Source organism: bacterium (Candidatus Blackallbacteria) CG13_big_fil_rev_8_21_14_2_50_49_14, assembly GCA_002783405.1.
Lineage (GTDB): Bacteria > Cyanobacteriota > Sericytochromatia > UBA7694 > UBA7694.
The window spans coordinates 15,492-31,047 of the sequence record PFGG01000070.1; the positions used below are offsets into that span (position 1 = coordinate 15,492).

Here is a 15,556-nt window from a genome sequence, read left to right on the forward strand (position 1 = left end):
CGAGGGGACTGCCTACTTTAGCTGGCAGGGGAGCATGGCTGTCCTCATACGTAAGGCCGCAAAGCAGCCAACGTCTGAGGCATCGCTGTACCGGCGGAAGCCGGTCACAGAGCCCAAGCCCTCGCTCACACCTTTCTTTTTTGTTAAAATATTAATGGTGCAAGGCTTCAGTGCTGGCGCTGCTTGGGCTTTGCCTGAGCTTTGTTCCTTGACAATAGAATCGACATGAGGTTGTTGCGCTGAAATCCTGCGCAACGTAAAGTCGCTTGGGTGTCCTTGATATAGGAACACACCGAGAGCTTCGCTCTCACGGCCCGGACGGGGCCGTGTGCAGCTAACGTAACGGGTTGCCGTATGCCTTTGCACAGAAGCCGCTGCTGCTTTAGCTGGCGGAGTCGTCACTTTTAGCTCCTTACAAGCGTATTTACAGGGTTAATCGCAGTGGTATAGACCGGGTCATGGGCTTCGCCCCAGGCCAAGGCCCGTACCGCCAAAAGCTTCAACTCCTGGCGGGAAAACCAGCTGCCCTCGGCAGCCAAATCAAAGCCAATTTTCTCAGCCAGACTGAGCATTTCTTCAGCTCTGAAGAACTCGCACAAACTGGCAAAGACATCCTCAATCTGAGGCACAATCTGTTTTTCAATCGCCAAAGACTGTCCCACGGGAGAATCCTGGGCACTGAGTACCTGGGGATAGGTCTCAAAGCCCCAGCCAAAGCGCTGGATCATTTCATGGGAAAGACTGTGCATCCAATTATTGCCAGAGGTGGCTTCATTCAAGAGCAAAATACGGCCTTTGCTGGCCTCAATCAAGGGCTGCATATCTTCCCAAGGTGCGGGTTTCAGGGTGCGTAAATCCATAACAGCCAATTCCCGACCCGTCAAAAAGCTCAGGGTTTGAGCGGCTTTCCAAGCCATGGGAATCAGACGGCCATGAGAAAACACCACGCCATGATCACCGGCCCGCAGCAAACGGGCCTTGCCCAGACGGTCCTCAGGAATCACCAGACCTTCGGGCCATTGCTGTATCCAGGAGCCATCGCGCTGATCCTGGGGAGAGGTCGTATAGGCCAGCCATTGGGTACGGGCATTGGGATTGCTGGCCAGGCTTGAAGGCTGTTCCATCAGCTCTTTTTCGCCGGGCAACAGGGCAAAACCTGGCAGTTCCAAATGCGCAAGGCCCTTGGTTGTGGCTGAATCGGTGGGAAAGCCAGCATGGGCTCGGGGATACATAAAATGTACAGGGTTGGGATCTTGGATGGCCGCCACCAAAAGGGTGGCCGCATCATAGGGATTGGAAACCGAGACCACTTTCCAACCCGGCAGGCCGACCATTTCATTCTCTACGGTCTGGGAGTGGTACATCGCCCCTTTGCCGCTCAATGCGCCATAGGCGGTCATAATCACCAGGGGCATGGGCACACGCCCCCCGCTTGACCAGCAGGTTTCCCCAATAATTTTGAGAATATCATAGGTATTGTGCTGGTAATCTGCAAATTGCATGACCCCCACAGCGGGTTGCTTGAGAAAAGCGGCAGCGTAGGGTATCCAGGCCGCAGAACGTTCATTGAGCATGGTATTGTGGGCAAAGGGCAAACCTTGCGTTTCCGCCAAAACCCCGCCCTTGGCACCGGGGCCAACGCCCTCGTTATCCTGCCCCCAAACCCCTGAGGTCAGCCAGCCCTGACGCTCGCAATGCAAAAGCGCCAATCGGACCGCGTCTTTGATTTTCATGGTAAAAACCTCCGCTTAGAAGCCGGTAAAGCAAGAGAGAATCAGGCCATCCCAGCGTGCGTACAGTATAGCACGGAGGCCTGTTCTGGCAGGCGTGACAGGTGAACCACCCCTTGAAATCACGTTGAATTCATGGCATGATCCTTTTTTCTGACCTGATGCGCAAAGAGAGGCCCCCATGAAATCAAAACACAAAGCAACCAGAATTCAGCTTTTGCTCAGCGCGCTCTTTTTAGGTATAAGCACCTTCTCAGCCAACTCTGCTCCCCGTGCCTATTCAGATTTGCGCCAGCTCAATTTTACCAACCTCAAAGCCAATCAAAGCATCAGCCTGGAACTGAAACCCGGCGATCATTCCCTGCTATTTTACGCCCGCAGCCCCAAAAAAGACAAAACCCTCACCCTGCTTGAAATCAAAGGCCCCCAAGACAAATTGCTCTATCGCTATGATCCTGAAGACGAAACCATCGAAGGCGATGTACTTCAGGAAGGGCTCTATAATGATGGCGAAATCAGCCTTTACTTGCCCATGGCACCCCAACACGCTCTGGAACCCGGAAAATATACGCTCAAACTTTTATCTGAAGCCCCTCTCCAGGAAGCCGGGGCGATTATTCGCTCGGGCTCTCTTCAAGCCAAACAGGCCATTGATATGACCTTTTGGGTTTTAACCAGCAAAAAATCCTTGCACAAACCGCAAAACTATCAAAAATATGTCCAGGAAATGCGCAATAAGATTGGCCCCATGCTCAAACCCCATGGCTTGGAATTGGGAAAAATGAATGTCAGGATCGGCACGCCGGACATGATCCGGGCCTACTCCACCCTGCAACCGGATGACGATGAAAAACTGCATTCAGATATTTGTCAGGCACTCGCCAATCAAACCGAAAACTACCGCCAGTTGAATGTCGCCATTTTAGATGAGATCAAGCGCAGTCCCAGTGGAATCAAAAAAGACGAAGGCGAGTATCTGGGTTTTTCACCCGGTCTGCCCGGCATGTTGCCGATGCGGAACGCACTCTGGTCATGCGTATTAATGGCCTATGATGAGTCTGACCCCTATCAGCCCGGCACACTTTGGCATGAAGGCTCGCATTTTATGAGCCTGGCGCATACCAGCGAAGAAGATGGTGAAAGTTTTGATCAACTCAGCGATACCCCCGAATGCCCCGCCAAAAAATTTGATAAGGACAAAAATGGACTGGTCGATTCAGAGGAATGCGCCCAACAGGATGCCCAAAACTATATGTTTTGGGAGGGGGACGCCACCCAAATGACCGCCCAACAGGCTTGGGTGCTCAAGCGGCATCCCCTGTTTTATCCCGCCAACTGAACCTAAACGCCGCTCAGTTCTTTTCGGGGGTACTGTAATAGTTTTCAATCCGCTTGCGGTAACTGAAAACCCGGGACAAGCCAATTGCACCGATCACAATGCCGATCGTAGGCAGAAGAACGCTGAGTAAAATAAAGGTCATTTCATCAGGAAAGAGCTTACCCAGGGTAATACCGGCCAAAATAGAAGCCAGGGAAGTCCGGGCATAGGCCAGGGCCGTGCGTTCATTGGCAAGATGGGTTCGATCCAGGGCCAAACAGTCTGTCAGACTGAGTTCCCCATATTCAGAAGGTTTTTTTGACATACAATCAGGCTACTTTCATCAGGGCTATTTTCAGAGGGGGCTGTCCATCCCGCGAGGGGAAATCCGCCTCAGGCAGAAGCCATTCCAAAGACGCCAGTGGCCGGCCAGCCTTTTCAGCACAGCGCCACAAAACCGCTTCCCAGGCCTCACGCGAGACATCTGCCACATTGTTGGTACAGAGCAGCGTTCCCCCTGAACGGGTGGCCAACAGAGCGGGTTTAAACACACTGGGATAATCTCTCACCAAATCCACGGTGCCAAAAGGACTTTTGGCCCAACGTGGCGGATCCAGGCAGACAAAATCAAACTGGCGGGGTTCAAAATGCAGATAAGATCGGGGTTTTTGCCCCTTCTGACGGCGAAAACTGACCGGCAGACCGGCCCATTGTTTCACGGCTGTAAAAAAATCACTCTGCACAAAATGCAGGTTTTCAGCAGGCAAATGATTGAGGCGCGCATTCTCGCGGCCCACCGCCAGATTGCGGGCGGCAAAATCCACATTCCAGACCTCACGGGCCCCCCCCATGGTAGCGCATAAGCCCAAACCACAGGTATAGGCAAAGAGATTCAAAACCTCCAGGCCAGCTGCATATTCACGCACATAGCGTCGCCCCACGCGCAGATCGAGAAAGAGCAAAGGATCTTGGCCCGCATGCTTGCCCTGCACACGGTAACGTACGCCCATTTCCCGGCAGGTCAAGGGGTTTGTCTCAGCCACAGGATCCTGGCGGCGGGAATGGGGAGCACTGCGATCGTTATAGACCACTTCCTGGACTTCAAAATGGGTGGCGCTGACCATTTCAATCGTGGCCAACTGTTCAGGGCTTAAGCCCTGGTGAAAAGTTTGAATCAGCAGTTGTGGCCCATAGCGATCCACCGTCAAACCCGGAGCCCCTTCATTGCTGCCTGAAAACAAGCGGTAACAGTCGGTCTGATCTTTTTCAAGAAAAGCAAAAAGATCGCGGCGTTTCTGCAAAGCAATTTCTAAAGCGGACCGCAAATCAGAGGGCATTTAAAGATCCCGCCAATGCAACCAGCCCCAGGAAGCCACGACCATCAGCACCATATAGCCCAAGGCAATCAGAATTGTCTGAAGTTCAACCGTTCGGGTCACGCCCAGACCCAGCAGCGCGGGCAGAGGATTGGGTATCAACTCGGAAATAATTTTCATGGGCAGATACTCTCCCCAGCCCTGGGGCAGAATCCGGTAGTGCAGCACAGGCTCGATCACCAGCGAATAAAACAGATAGACAATGATCGTCAGACCCTGTTTCTGCACCAAGAGACTCAAAAACAGCGCAAAGATCAAGGTGGCATAACACTGCAGAAAAAAGAGCGCGAGGTAGTTGATCTTATCAAAGGCTGTTGCAGGGTCAAAACCATTGCCATAGGCCAATCCACAGCCAAAAGCAACCACTGCCACCAGTAGGGTTGAAACCAGGGTAAAGAGCAAGAGCAGCAAAAGCTTGCCAATCAGCACCTCACTCCGGCTCAGACCATCGATAATATTCTGGCGCAGGGTGCGAAACTGAAACTCATTGGTCACCAACAGAATCACAAAGAAATAGAGCAAAAGGTTGAACCAGCTCGCCATATAGGCGGCATGGTGCCAGACATCGGGAAAAAGATAAAAATTCAGCCCGATACTGGTTTTCGCCCCCACTTCAATCTTGAAATTGGCCATGCTGATAAACAGCAGGGGCATGAGCACCAAATAAGCCAGGGCCGAAATCCAAAAGGCCCGGTACCAGACAATCTTACGCAGTTCAATGCTGAGCAGGCGCATGGGCATCCTCCTCGCGGATCAGATTCAGAAAACCGCTTTCAAGGCTGGGTTTTTCGAGCGAAAGATGGCTAAGGGCCACCCCCTGCTCCATAAACCAACGGTTAATCTGAGCGGGTTCTTGCCCAGACTCCAGAATCAGCTCCAGCCGACCGGCCTGTTGCGTAAGCTCCTGAACCCCAGGGCACTGACTCGCCAGGGTCTGCAAAGCGGCAAGATCATCACTGGCAATTTTCAAACGCGGAGCCGTACTGAGTACGCTTTCAAGCGGCCCTGCTGCCAAGCGGCGTCCCTGTTTCAGCACCGCCACATGAGAGCAGACCTTTTCAACCTCGTCGAGAATATGGCTGGCCATGATAATGGTCTTGCCCGTCTGCGCGGTTTTTTTGATCACCTCACGCACATCGGCAATCCCTTGGGGATCGAGGCCATTGGTGGGTTCATCAAGAATCAGAACCTCAGGGTCTGAAAGCAGTGCCGAGGCCACCGCCAGGCGCTGACGCATGCCCAGCGAATAGCCACTGATCGGGTCTTTGGCACGTTTGGCCAACTCTACCAGATCGAGTACTTCGGCAATCCGCTCCTGCCCATGGCCTTTGATCGCCGCAACAATCTCAAGATTGCGCTGGGCCGAAAGATAGGTATAAAAATTGGGAGTTTCGAGCAGGGTGCCCACGCGGCGGCGGGCCTGGGCCGTGGGCTTTGTACCAAACCAAAGGTATTCACCGGTGGTCGGTTTGAGCACCCCCAGCACAATGCCCAGGGTCGTGGTTTTGCCACTGCCATTGGGCCCGAGAATGCCCCAGGTGGTGCCGCTTTCAATTTGCAGGTTCAAATCCTGCAAAGCCTGCAAGCGGCCATAGCGTTTAGAGAGTGAAAAAATTTCTAGAATAGATGACATACGAGGTATTGTAACCTGAGCACAAGAACGAAACCAAATAAAGCACAAACACGCCTGCGCTCTGAACCCCATCAAAATTTAGCGTGTTCGCAAAAAACCGTTCACGCCAAGGCTGACAGACTGAAACTTTCCCACTCTTTGTTCTGGGGCACCTCTTGAGGCACGGTATACAATTCCACGGGATTTCCAGCCGGATCGATCAGAGAAACACTCCAATAACCTTCTAAATGCCAGCTCGGTTTGCGCTCAAGCTTGACCACCTCGGTATGCTTGAGACGATAAAGCAAGCCCAAATACAGCGCTTCGGGCACAGGAATCGACCACAGACTGGGAATATCCAAATAATCGTGTTTGGCCGTTCCCTGAACCGTTGTGTTTTGGCTCTGACAGAACATAATCTCTGTCTGGCCCAATTGAAATACCACATAGGTTTTGTCTTTACTGATCTTTTCTTCAAGCCCCAGTAAATAACCATAAAAATAACGGATCGTATCAATACTGGTGCACAAAACCGTTGAAATATCCAAAACTTCTGTGGCATGAATGGGGTGCCGGGATTCGTGTTGAGACATGATCAGCCCTCTTCAAAAAGATTACTCTGCTTGTCTTTTTATTCCCAGTTCTCAACACTTATTTGCGTATTTGTGAGCGATTTTACAAAAGATTTAATACAGTTTTGATCTCCGGGCAATACACTTAATACAAAGTTTTCAATCCAGACGCAGCAGGCGATCTTGTCAGAAGCCGCCCAAACCTGAAACAATACCCATAGTTCAGAGGAAAAAAAAAGACCATGCAAGATTTGCCAAAAGCCGGTCAGGCTCAATGGAATGAAAAAATACTCACACAAGCCATTCAAATGTGGGGAGCTCAAGAAGCCACTCTAAGCCCCCTCTCTGATCCCAGCCATTTTCTCTATTTGGTGGAAACACCGGCACAAAAATGGGTGCTGCGCTTCAGCCATCAAAGCCAAACCAGCCCGACCTGGCTTCAGGCAGAAAATGCCTGGCTTCAAGCCCTTCGACAGGAGCAACTGGAGGTTCCTCTGCCCCAGCCTTCTTCTGCAGGACATGGGTTTGAAAAAATTGAGGAATTCTTTGTTTCAGCCTTTGTCTGGGCAGAGGGTGAACAGCACCCCTTTTATCAGGAAGAAGCCTGGGGCATTCAGCAGCTCTTTGAGCTTGGCCGCCTATTGGCCCGTCTGCACAATCAGGCAGACGGGTTTCGGCCCCCTGAAGCAGAAAAACGACCCGAATGGTTTGAGAATCATCCGATTCTCGAGCGCAGCGATTGGGCCCCGCCCGAACAGAATTTGTGCGCAACCTTTGAAAACCTGCACCAGGAATGCCTGAACTGGTCTCAAGAACCTGCTGTTTGGGGGCTAATTCACGCCAATATTGGCCCCATGAATCTGGCGATTCGTGAAAATGGCAGTTTTACCCTGCTGAATTTTGATCAGTCTGCTTACCACTGGTACAGCGGCGATCTTGCCGCCCTGCTCTTTCACTATCTGCTGGTGAAATCGGCACGAAACCGGCGGATTTTTAGCACCAAGTTTTTGCAATGCCTGCTGGCAGGCTACCGCCAAGAGCGTCCCTTTGACCTGCTCTGGGAAAAAAGAATTCCCCTGCTCTTGAAACTTCACAGTCTTTGGTTTTATCTCTCCAATGCTGCCCGTTTACAGGCCAACTATGGCCCGCTTACAGAAGAGGTGCGTCAAGCCATGCAAGCCCATTTTCTGGTTTACCAGGGCCTAACAGACTAAAAAAGCGGCTGGAGATTCCAGCCGCTTCAATCAGAAAGTAAAAATTAGCCTTGGGCTTGTGCGAAGCGCTCGGCCACTTTTTGCCAATTGATCACGTTCCAAAAAGCTTTGACCCATTCAGGACGGGCATTGCGATATTTCAGGTAATAGGCATGCTCCCAGACATCCACTGTCAGCAGGGGAACCTGGCCCAGAGAGACAGGACAAATCTGATCATGGGTATCGGTGATTGCAAGTTTGCCATCGGCGGTTTGCACCAACCAGGCCCAACCAGAGCCGAAATGACCAACCGCTTTATTGCTGAAAGCTTCTTTAAAAGCATCAAAGGAGCCAAACTGGGCATCCAATGCAGCCGCTAAATCACCCGTGGGCTGTCCGCCTCCATTGGGCCCCATCGATTCCCAGAAAAAGGTGTGGTTGTAATAGCCCCCACCATGGTTGATCACGGGATTGCGTTTGTCGGCAGGAATACTGTCCAGACTGCTGAGAATTTCCAAAACGGATTTGCCTTCGAGGCCCGCATTTTGTACAGCTTCATTGAACTTGGTGGTATAGGTCTGGTGGTGCTTGCTGTGGTGAATTTCGAGGGTTTCACGATCATAATAGGGCTCAAGCGCATCATAGGCATAGGGCAGAGCAGGTAATTCAAAAGCCATTCTATTTTCTCCTTGAGATAGTTGCTAGAAATATTAAAAACTGCGGCAAGCTATCAGAATAGCTCAGCCGCAGTTTATGCAGGAATTAGTTGCCGCCGAAGTAGGTTTTCAGACCATCTTGGGTAGCTTTCATGGCCTTTTCGCCTTCATGCCAGTTGGCAGGGCAAACTTCACCATGTTTTTCGGTATACTGCAGGGCTTCAACCATGCGCAGGGCTTCATCGATATTCCGGCCCAAGGGCAGGTTATTGACCACAGAGTGCTGAACCACACCCTTCTGATCAATCAGGAAAAGACCACGCAGGGCCACACCAGCATCTTCAACCAAAACATCATAATCACGGGCAATGGTTTTGTTGAAGTCTGCAACCAGGGGATATTCTACACCCTGAATACCACCCACAGCTTTGGGGGTATTGAGCCAAGCCAGGTGAGAGAAGTGAGAATCGGTGGAAACACCCACAACTTCTGTATTGCGTTCAGCAAAAGCACTCAGCTTGTCCTGAAAGGCATGAATTTCAGTAGGGCAAACGAAGGTGAAATCGAGGGGATAGAAAAACAGAACAACATATTTGCCCTGCAAACTTGAAAGTTTGAATTCATTGACGATTTCGCCTTTTACAACAGCTTTAGCGCTAAAATCAGGCGCTTTCTTACCAACTAAAGACATAGGATGAACCTCCAACTGATTCCGATAATTTTCTTGGAATTTTGAGATCAAGTCTTAATTCCGACATCGTACTCCGAATTATAGCATATCCCCAGGGGAGTGCCTATGCGAGCAAGGCGGGATTTGAGCCTCTGGTAATACAAAGATCCGATAACAGTCATTGGTAAAACTTATCAGAAACCAGGGCGACGTTTCTTGGCTTTCAAATCATCCTTGTTATGACTGGAAATGGTTTCACCTGTACTGATCGAAGCATCTGGGTCAAAACGGTTCCGCTTCAGAATATCCTCAACCAATTTATTATAATCCTGATCATTGGTAGGATCGGGTGCTTTGCCAGCCCCAGAGGCTTTAGCCGCTGAAGCAGATTTTGCAGCAGGGGGAGACTGGGCCCCAGGCTGCTGGCTGCTGGTCAGAATATGGTCGAGAATATCATCATAATTTTCAGGCCGATGCGGCTGCGGCGTCAGCTCCAGCCAACGCTCACGTTTGCCCTTGGGCGGAGAGACCGCAGAAGGCGCAGCAGGCTCCTCTACCGAAGCCCCCCTGGAGCGATAAAACGGTAAGGCCGGAGGCTCAGCGGCAGGAGGTTCAGCCGCCGCAGCTCCACGGGAACGGTAAAAGGGAGGGTCCTCCCCGACCGGGGCCAACGCAGCAGGTAATCCCGGCGGGCGAGGAGCGGGCGGGGAAGCAGGGGGAGAGGCATTGCTCCCTGCTGTATTCTGACCAGCATAGGTCGCCCCCATCAGTTTATAAAAATCATCTTCCTCAGGCGGGAGTATTTGTCCGCCCCCCATCGGTCGACGTGTAGGCGCCGAGTAAATTTCCAATTTGCCACTGGAAGCAGGTGGAATCAAGCGGCGGCGGCTGGGTTCAGAGAAGCCCGACAAACGGCCAGGGCCAGCATGGGTCTTGCGGGAAAGCGGCATGCCATACTCGTCATCATGCTCATCTTCGGCATCAGGAATCGAGGGCCCTTCGTCATAGGCACCCACTGTTTCTTTCTGCGAAACAGGAACCAATGCACGCGAAGAACTTCCTCGCCGACCGGCAGGCAAGGCCTTTTTTTCTGGGGGAGCTTCAAGGTGAAGCAAAGAAAAGCCCTCTGCTTCTGCTGCACTTTCTGTTCCCACAGGTGGGCTGCCATATTCATCCAGCGCCTCAGCATAGGAATAGTCAAACAGGCTCAAGGGATTGGCCAACTGATTGTATTGTCCGCTGCCTGCAAACAGACAATACTGGGTCAGGCAATTCCAAGCGGAATCCATGGTATTGCGAAAATGCTCTTCAAAAGAAGCATGGGAGTCGCTTAAGCGTGAACTTAACATCATGAAAGCGTGCGCCAGATTAAACAGACTGTTCCAATCATAAATCAACTGGTGGTTTTTCAAATCCACCAAGAGCTTGATTTGTTCGCTTTGCGCCAGAAAAGCCAAAATATAGCCCGCCCGTTCATAAGCGGACATGCCCGAGGGAGGTAGATTTTCAGGAACCCCCAAACCCTTCAGGTAAAGTTCCAAGTGGCGCACCAAAAAATCAGTCGTTTCATCGGGCTGTGCCAAGGCCAAGCTCCAAAGTTCGACAAGAATTTCCTGAAAAAGAGAGAAACAGGTCTCTTTGCGCAATTGCTCACCAAAAAGCAAACGCATATTCAATTTGACCGTGCCCTTGGACTGATGCAGACCACTGAGAATATTGCGAGCCTTTTCAAAAGCGCGCTGCGCAATCAGTTTTTCATAGTCATTCTCAAAAAACATATTGCCAAAAAAGTTTTCCTGCTGCGCCGCCAAAGTGGCTTCCGGCCACTTTAAATACTTGATCACTACAGGCTTGTGCTCTCGTTTTGCACGGTGAATATAACGCAGACAGGTTTCAATTTTCTTTAAGAAAACGGGTTTTAATTTACTGCCTGGAGAGGGAGTCTTAAATTTCTCAACCGTTTCAAGACGCTTGTGAAAAACCTGGGTAATTTCTCCCATATGACGGGCATAGAGTTCATTTACCTCTTTAAACTGTTTCTGCAGATTTTCCCATTCTGCATAACTTTCCAATTCGGCAATCTGTTTGCCTGTTTGACGGGCTTGGGCCTGAAGAAAATGCTGAGTCTGTTGATTGCGGGTATGCAAAGTCTGCAATTCATCATAAAGTGGCCGTAAAAGCCCGGCTTCAAGCTGATAAAGTGTTTTGGAGCGGCTTTGAATTCCCTGTTCCAGCGCATTGAGAAAAGATTCACGCACAAAAACAGCTTCCGTCATATAGCCACAGATACTTTGAACATAGCCCAAAAGTTGAATCAAAAGCTGACGATGTTCGGGCTCAAACAGAGAGGCCTTTTCATAAAAGAGATCCATGCTGAGCAAGCTCAAGCACAGTAACTGATCCATTTCAGCGCTAGCTGCAGTGGCTTTTTCTCGCAAAAACTGGCGGTATTCCTGGTGACGCAAATGTTCGGGGCGTTCTTGCAGCCAGTTCAGAAAGAAATCAGATTGCAGCAAATCGCGCACAAAGTCTTCAAGCGCATGCACAGAAAACTCAGGCCCTTCTTGTTCCTGCAAAAGACAAAGAACGGCTTTGCGCTGTTCCTGAAACAATTCAGGCAGTTTGATTCTGAAAAAATTAAACAGGTGAAAGCCTTCCTCATCGCTCAGCTGCGTGGAAGTCGATTTCAAAAGACGTTTTATGTCTTCAAACTGACTGTTGAGCATGCGATCAAAAAGCAGACGTTGCTCTTGTGAGGCCAAACTTCTGACAAAGAGACGATCTGCCTTTTTCTGCGGCAACATGGATTGAAAGGCTGCGGCATGCTTGAAAACAAAATGCTTGTCAACAATCTGGCGAACCAAATCCAAATGCTGAAGAAAGGTCCAAAGAATGAATTCTGTTTCAAGATCTTGGTGCAAGTGCTGAAACTGGTTGAGCGTTTCCAACATCAGCAAACGGCAATAACGCTCCTCAAAAAAACGACGCCGGGTGGCCAGCATACCGTGCTCATCCAGCGAAATCAGGCTTTTAAGATATTCAGAAACCTGATTTTTGATCCGGGCTTCATTGACCGGGGGGGTCTCAATCCCAGTCTGATTTTTTTTTTGCCTCTGAGGGCCAGAGGATTTCGTCGAGTTGTTGGTTATAAACCGTTTGGGTCAGCAGGTCGTTTTCGGCCTTGCTTTTGCCCTTGCCCCCAAGCGGTGGCTTTCCTTTGGCCGGACGCTCTTCTTCAAAATCCAGCACAGAATCCAAAGCTGCAGCAAAGGTCTGGCTGATCATGGGTTGCTGAGAACGGGGAGGGTTCACGGGCTGATTTTTTTTACCCGTTGAATCTAAGGCTTTACCAGTACGGTTGGCAAGTGTCTTATGCAAAATAGACTGATAATCAGGGGCCACAGGCTCTTTGCTGGGCTTTTCAGCGACTGTTTTCTGCAGGTCAGGGGGAGAATCTTCGCTCTGATCCTCGGGCCAGAGAATTGAATCCAGAATATCTGAATAGGTTTCACTGATCTCCGTCGGGCGTTGATCCAGAGAAAGTTCAGAAGAAAGAGGTGCAGAATCTTGAGCAGGAGCTTGCTTTGCTGGCAGATTCTCACGTTTTTTGAGAATATTATCAAAAATTAGATTGGCGGCATCTTCTTTGCTCAAACGTTCTGGAGCTTGGGGAACAGGTGCTTGCCCCAGATTGCGCTTAAAATTACGTCCTGTGCGTTCCAAGAGCGTTTCATGTAAGATTTTATCGTAGGCGGATTTTTTATCCTCAGAATCCGACATCGTTGAGCTGAACCATCCTGAATATTCAGTAATACCTAATCTAAATTCTAGAATTTCTTTGAAAATCAGATCCTCCATTGCAGCAGGAAAAGACCCATTCTAGCAAAGCGACTTAGATGCTATCTTAGCACAGGCGTCAAAGAAAATAAAACAGCCCAGGCCAGCAAAAAAAACAGATCAAAGCGCAATAATGCCTTCAATCTCGCTGACCTTTTCATAGACATAGACCACTTCATCACTGGATGCCATTTTCATGCGGGCGCTGATACTGGCATAGCGGTTATTGCGCGAAAGCCGCACTTCAATCCGTGCAGTGGTATTGAGCAAGCCCTGAAGGGCATCTACCTGGGCAACAGGAACAATAAATTTAAAATGAAAATCCGCAGGCCAGACATACTCTTCCTCAAGCAAAGCCTTAAATTTTGCATGCGCAGGAGGCGAATTCTCTGAAGAAGGATCTGTCTCTGACATGGCTTAAATTTCCTGTTCTGAGGAAGAGCGCCCCTGCAAAAATTGCGCTTGTGTTTGCAAGACCAAAGGTGAATCTGGGCTGCTGTCGGAATCTGTCTGTTGTTGGGTGAAAAATTTACTTAAAAAAGTCTGAAAACGGGGGCTATAACTCAGACTTTCAGGAATGCCCAGTTTTTTTGAAGACTCAAATCCTTGGCGCAAGGTCTGATGATCCCCAGCCAAATCCAAAGGAGCGTCTTTGAGTTTTAAACGCGATTGAAATTCACTTGCTGAAAGTTTCTGTTGAGATGCAGCGGTCTCTGTCAGAGGCTTTACAGCTGTCGGTTCAGAACTTTTTTTGATTTGTTCAGCCGTATGCAGTGCTTGAGCAGCAAGGCCCATTCCTTCAATTGGCATCGGACAGCTCCTTTTTCAATTGCATTCAATACAAGCATTATAGGTGATCAATAAAAAAAATACCAGAACATTGAAAAGCTTATCCCAGGGATTGGTTCTTCACCCTAAATTCTTACCCAAAATTAATCTAAAAAAAATATTGCATTAACCTTTATAAAGCAGATTTTCAGAGAACCCCCCTACAATAAAAACATCACGGAATGAGCGTAGGAAATTTTAAGATGCAAAAACGTACGGGAATGCTTTCACTGCTGAGCTGGTTGATCTTAACAGGTTGCGGCTCAAGCCCTGTGTTCCAGGCTGCGCTGCAACCCGCTCCGGCCACACGTCAAGCTCTTCAGACCAACACCTCAGCAGCTGCTCCCCTAACGCGTGCCAGCGCTCCCGTAACCGTCAATTCCAAGCCCCCAGTCTCCACTGCGCGTGCTCCCCGTGCCAGCAGCGTTCAGGCCACCGCCGGTAAAGCAACGACAGCCAGCGTCCAAGCCACCCAAACACCTGCCGTACATATCGCAAAGAACTACAATACCCAAACCCTTTTGGTTGGCCTGCACAAGGATGCTGATCTTCCTCAGGCCAAAGCACTGGCTGCCCAGCTCAATCTGCAGGTAGAGCGTTATATCAAAGGCATTCACGCCCTGGTTCTCAAAACCAGCGGCCAAGAAGTCAAAGGCCTGGTAAAACAACTCTCTCAACACAGCCTGTTCGCCTTTGTAGAAACCGACCATATCTCTACCCAAAAACCTGAAGCCGAAAAAGAAGTTAACGATTCTTTCAAGCTCTTTTCAGCTGACCTGGTCAATGATAAATATTTCAAAGATCAATATGGTTTAACAGCCTTGCAGGTTCCCGAAGCCTGGTCCTATAGCAAAGGCGCTGGCGTGACCATCGCCGTGATAGATACCGGCGTCGCCCTCTCCCATGCCGATCTGAAAGGGCGTGTGATTCCTGGTTATGATGCGCTCTCTCTGCATGAGGGCGGTGAGTCTGGCGATGTCAGCAGCCTGAACTATCTGTTCTCCAGCTATAAACACGGCTCCCACGTAGCTGGGATTATTGCCGCTGAAACCAACAATGGCCATGGCATTGCGGGTGTGGCTCCTGAAGCCAAAATTATGCCAATCAAAATTTATCCCGATGTACCCGATATCATCAGTTCGATTCTCGCTCCCGATCCCGACAGCAACCAAACCATGATTTCTGTCATTGCCGATGGAATCGTCTGGGCCGCAGATCACGGCGCCAATGTGATCAACCTGAGCCTGGCCGTGACCGAATACAGCGCCACCCTCGAACGCGCAGTGAAATATGCCCTGGATAAGAATGTCAGCGTGGTCGTGGCAGCGGGCAACGAACGCCAGAGCACCAACGCCCGCAACTATCTTGCGGCGATTGAAGGCGTGATTGGGGTTGGAGCCACAGATATCAATAACAATATTACAATTTTCTCAAATTCAGGCGATTATGTTTCTGTGGCTGCCCCTGGCAACAATATTATTTCATCTGTGCCCTCCTTTCTGCGCATGCGCCCCTATGTTGAAATGAGCGGAACCTCGATGGCCGCCCCCCACGTAGCAGGAGTAGCCGCACTGCTGCGGAGCAAATATGGCGCAAGCGCCACCCCCGCCTGGATCAAACAGCGACTGGAAGCCACAGCCACTGACAGAGGCGCTGCTGGCCGCGACGATCTCTTCGGACACGGTCTGGTCAATGCCCTGAAAGCACTCACAGATCCTGTCTAAGTGCTTAGGCGCTTGTGAGCAAGACAGTAGCACCGGCTTG

At 50.2% G+C, this 15,556-nt stretch carries 16 protein-coding genes; 3 read left to right on the forward strand and 13 right to left on the reverse strand.

From position 1 onward, the window contains the following. Positions 1-12: 12 nt before the first annotated feature. Entirely contained in the window at positions 13-402 is a 390-nt protein-coding gene (locus tag COW20_19270; GenBank protein PIW45654.1) for a hypothetical protein, read from the reverse strand. A gap of 2 nt (positions 403-404) precedes the next feature. Further along, on the reverse strand, positions 405-1,733 hold the full coding sequence (locus COW20_19275; protein PIW45655.1) for a hypothetical protein: 1,329 nt from the start codon (positions 1,731-1,733) through the stop codon (positions 405-407). A gap of 178 nt (positions 1,734-1,911) precedes the next feature. On the opposite strand from COW20_19275, the gene COW20_19280 reads away from it, so the two are divergent. Further along, entirely contained in the window at positions 1,912-3,069 is a 1,158-nt protein-coding gene (locus COW20_19280; protein PIW45656.1) for a hypothetical protein, read from the forward strand. A 13-nt stretch (positions 3,070-3,082) separates the two neighbouring features. Here COW20_19280 and COW20_19285 read toward each other — a convergent pair whose 3' ends face one another. From COW20_19285 to COW20_19305, 5 genes are all read right to left on the reverse strand, one after another. Further along, positions 3,083-3,373, reverse strand: a complete 291-nt coding sequence (locus COW20_19285) for a hypothetical protein (protein ID PIW45657.1) — start codon at positions 3,371-3,373, stop codon at positions 3,083-3,085. 4 nt (positions 3,374-3,377) lie between these two features. Beyond that, positions 3,378-4,385, reverse strand: coding sequence for an SAM-dependent methyltransferase (locus COW20_19290; GenBank protein ID PIW45658.1), 1,008 nt, complete (start codon positions 4,383-4,385; stop codon positions 3,378-3,380). Further along, entirely contained in the window at positions 4,386-5,159 is a 774-nt protein-coding gene (locus COW20_19295) for a hypothetical protein (GenBank protein PIW45659.1), read from the reverse strand. After that, positions 5,140-6,057: an ABC transporter ATP-binding protein gene (locus tag COW20_19300; GenBank protein PIW45660.1), complete on the reverse strand. Its 918-nt coding sequence runs from the start codon at positions 6,055-6,057 to the stop codon at positions 5,140-5,142. Before COW20_19300 ends, COW20_19295 begins: the two co-directional genes overlap by 20 nt. Before the next feature lie 101 nt (positions 6,058-6,158). Then, positions 6,159-6,629, reverse strand: a complete 471-nt coding sequence (locus COW20_19305) for a hypothetical protein (protein PIW45661.1) — start codon at positions 6,627-6,629, stop codon at positions 6,159-6,161. A gap of 221 nt (positions 6,630-6,850) precedes the next feature. Here COW20_19305 and COW20_19310 point away from each other — a divergent pair, with 221 nt between their 5' ends. Further along, positions 6,851-7,822 (forward strand): hypothetical protein, encoded by a 972-nt coding sequence (locus COW20_19310; protein PIW45662.1) that lies wholly within the window; start codon positions 6,851-6,853, stop codon positions 7,820-7,822. Between the two features lie 44 nt (positions 7,823-7,866). Here COW20_19310 and COW20_19315 read toward each other — a convergent pair whose 3' ends face one another. From COW20_19315 to COW20_19340, 6 genes are all read right to left on the reverse strand, one after another. Beyond that, on the reverse strand, positions 7,867-8,478 hold the full coding sequence (locus COW20_19315) for a superoxide dismutase (protein ID PIW45663.1): 612 nt from the start codon (positions 8,476-8,478) through the stop codon (positions 7,867-7,869). An 85-nt stretch (positions 8,479-8,563) separates the two neighbouring features. Further along, positions 8,564-9,148, reverse strand: a complete 585-nt coding sequence (locus tag COW20_19320; protein ID PIW45664.1) for a thioredoxin peroxidase — start codon at positions 9,146-9,148, stop codon at positions 8,564-8,566. Between the two features lie 173 nt (positions 9,149-9,321). Next, on the reverse strand, positions 9,322-12,129 hold the full coding sequence (locus COW20_19325; protein PIW45665.1) for a hypothetical protein: 2,808 nt from the start codon (positions 12,127-12,129) through the stop codon (positions 9,322-9,324). A gap of 82 nt (positions 12,130-12,211) precedes the next feature. Then, entirely contained in the window at positions 12,212-12,907 is a 696-nt protein-coding gene (locus COW20_19330) for a hypothetical protein (protein PIW45666.1), read from the reverse strand. A 177-nt stretch (positions 12,908-13,084) separates the two neighbouring features. Beyond that, positions 13,085-13,378, reverse strand: a complete 294-nt coding sequence (locus COW20_19335) for a DUF493 domain-containing protein (protein ID PIW45667.1) — start codon at positions 13,376-13,378, stop codon at positions 13,085-13,087. A gap of 3 nt (positions 13,379-13,381) precedes the next feature. Beyond that, positions 13,382-13,774, reverse strand: a complete 393-nt coding sequence (locus tag COW20_19340; GenBank protein ID PIW45668.1) for a hypothetical protein — start codon at positions 13,772-13,774, stop codon at positions 13,382-13,384. A gap of 200 nt (positions 13,775-13,974) precedes the next feature. On the opposite strand from COW20_19340, the gene COW20_19345 reads away from it, so the two are divergent. Beyond that, complete coding sequence (locus COW20_19345; GenBank protein ID PIW45669.1) at positions 13,975-15,516, forward strand: hypothetical protein; 1,542 nt, start codon at positions 13,975-13,977, stop codon at positions 15,514-15,516. Positions 15,517-15,556 lie beyond the last annotated feature (40 nt).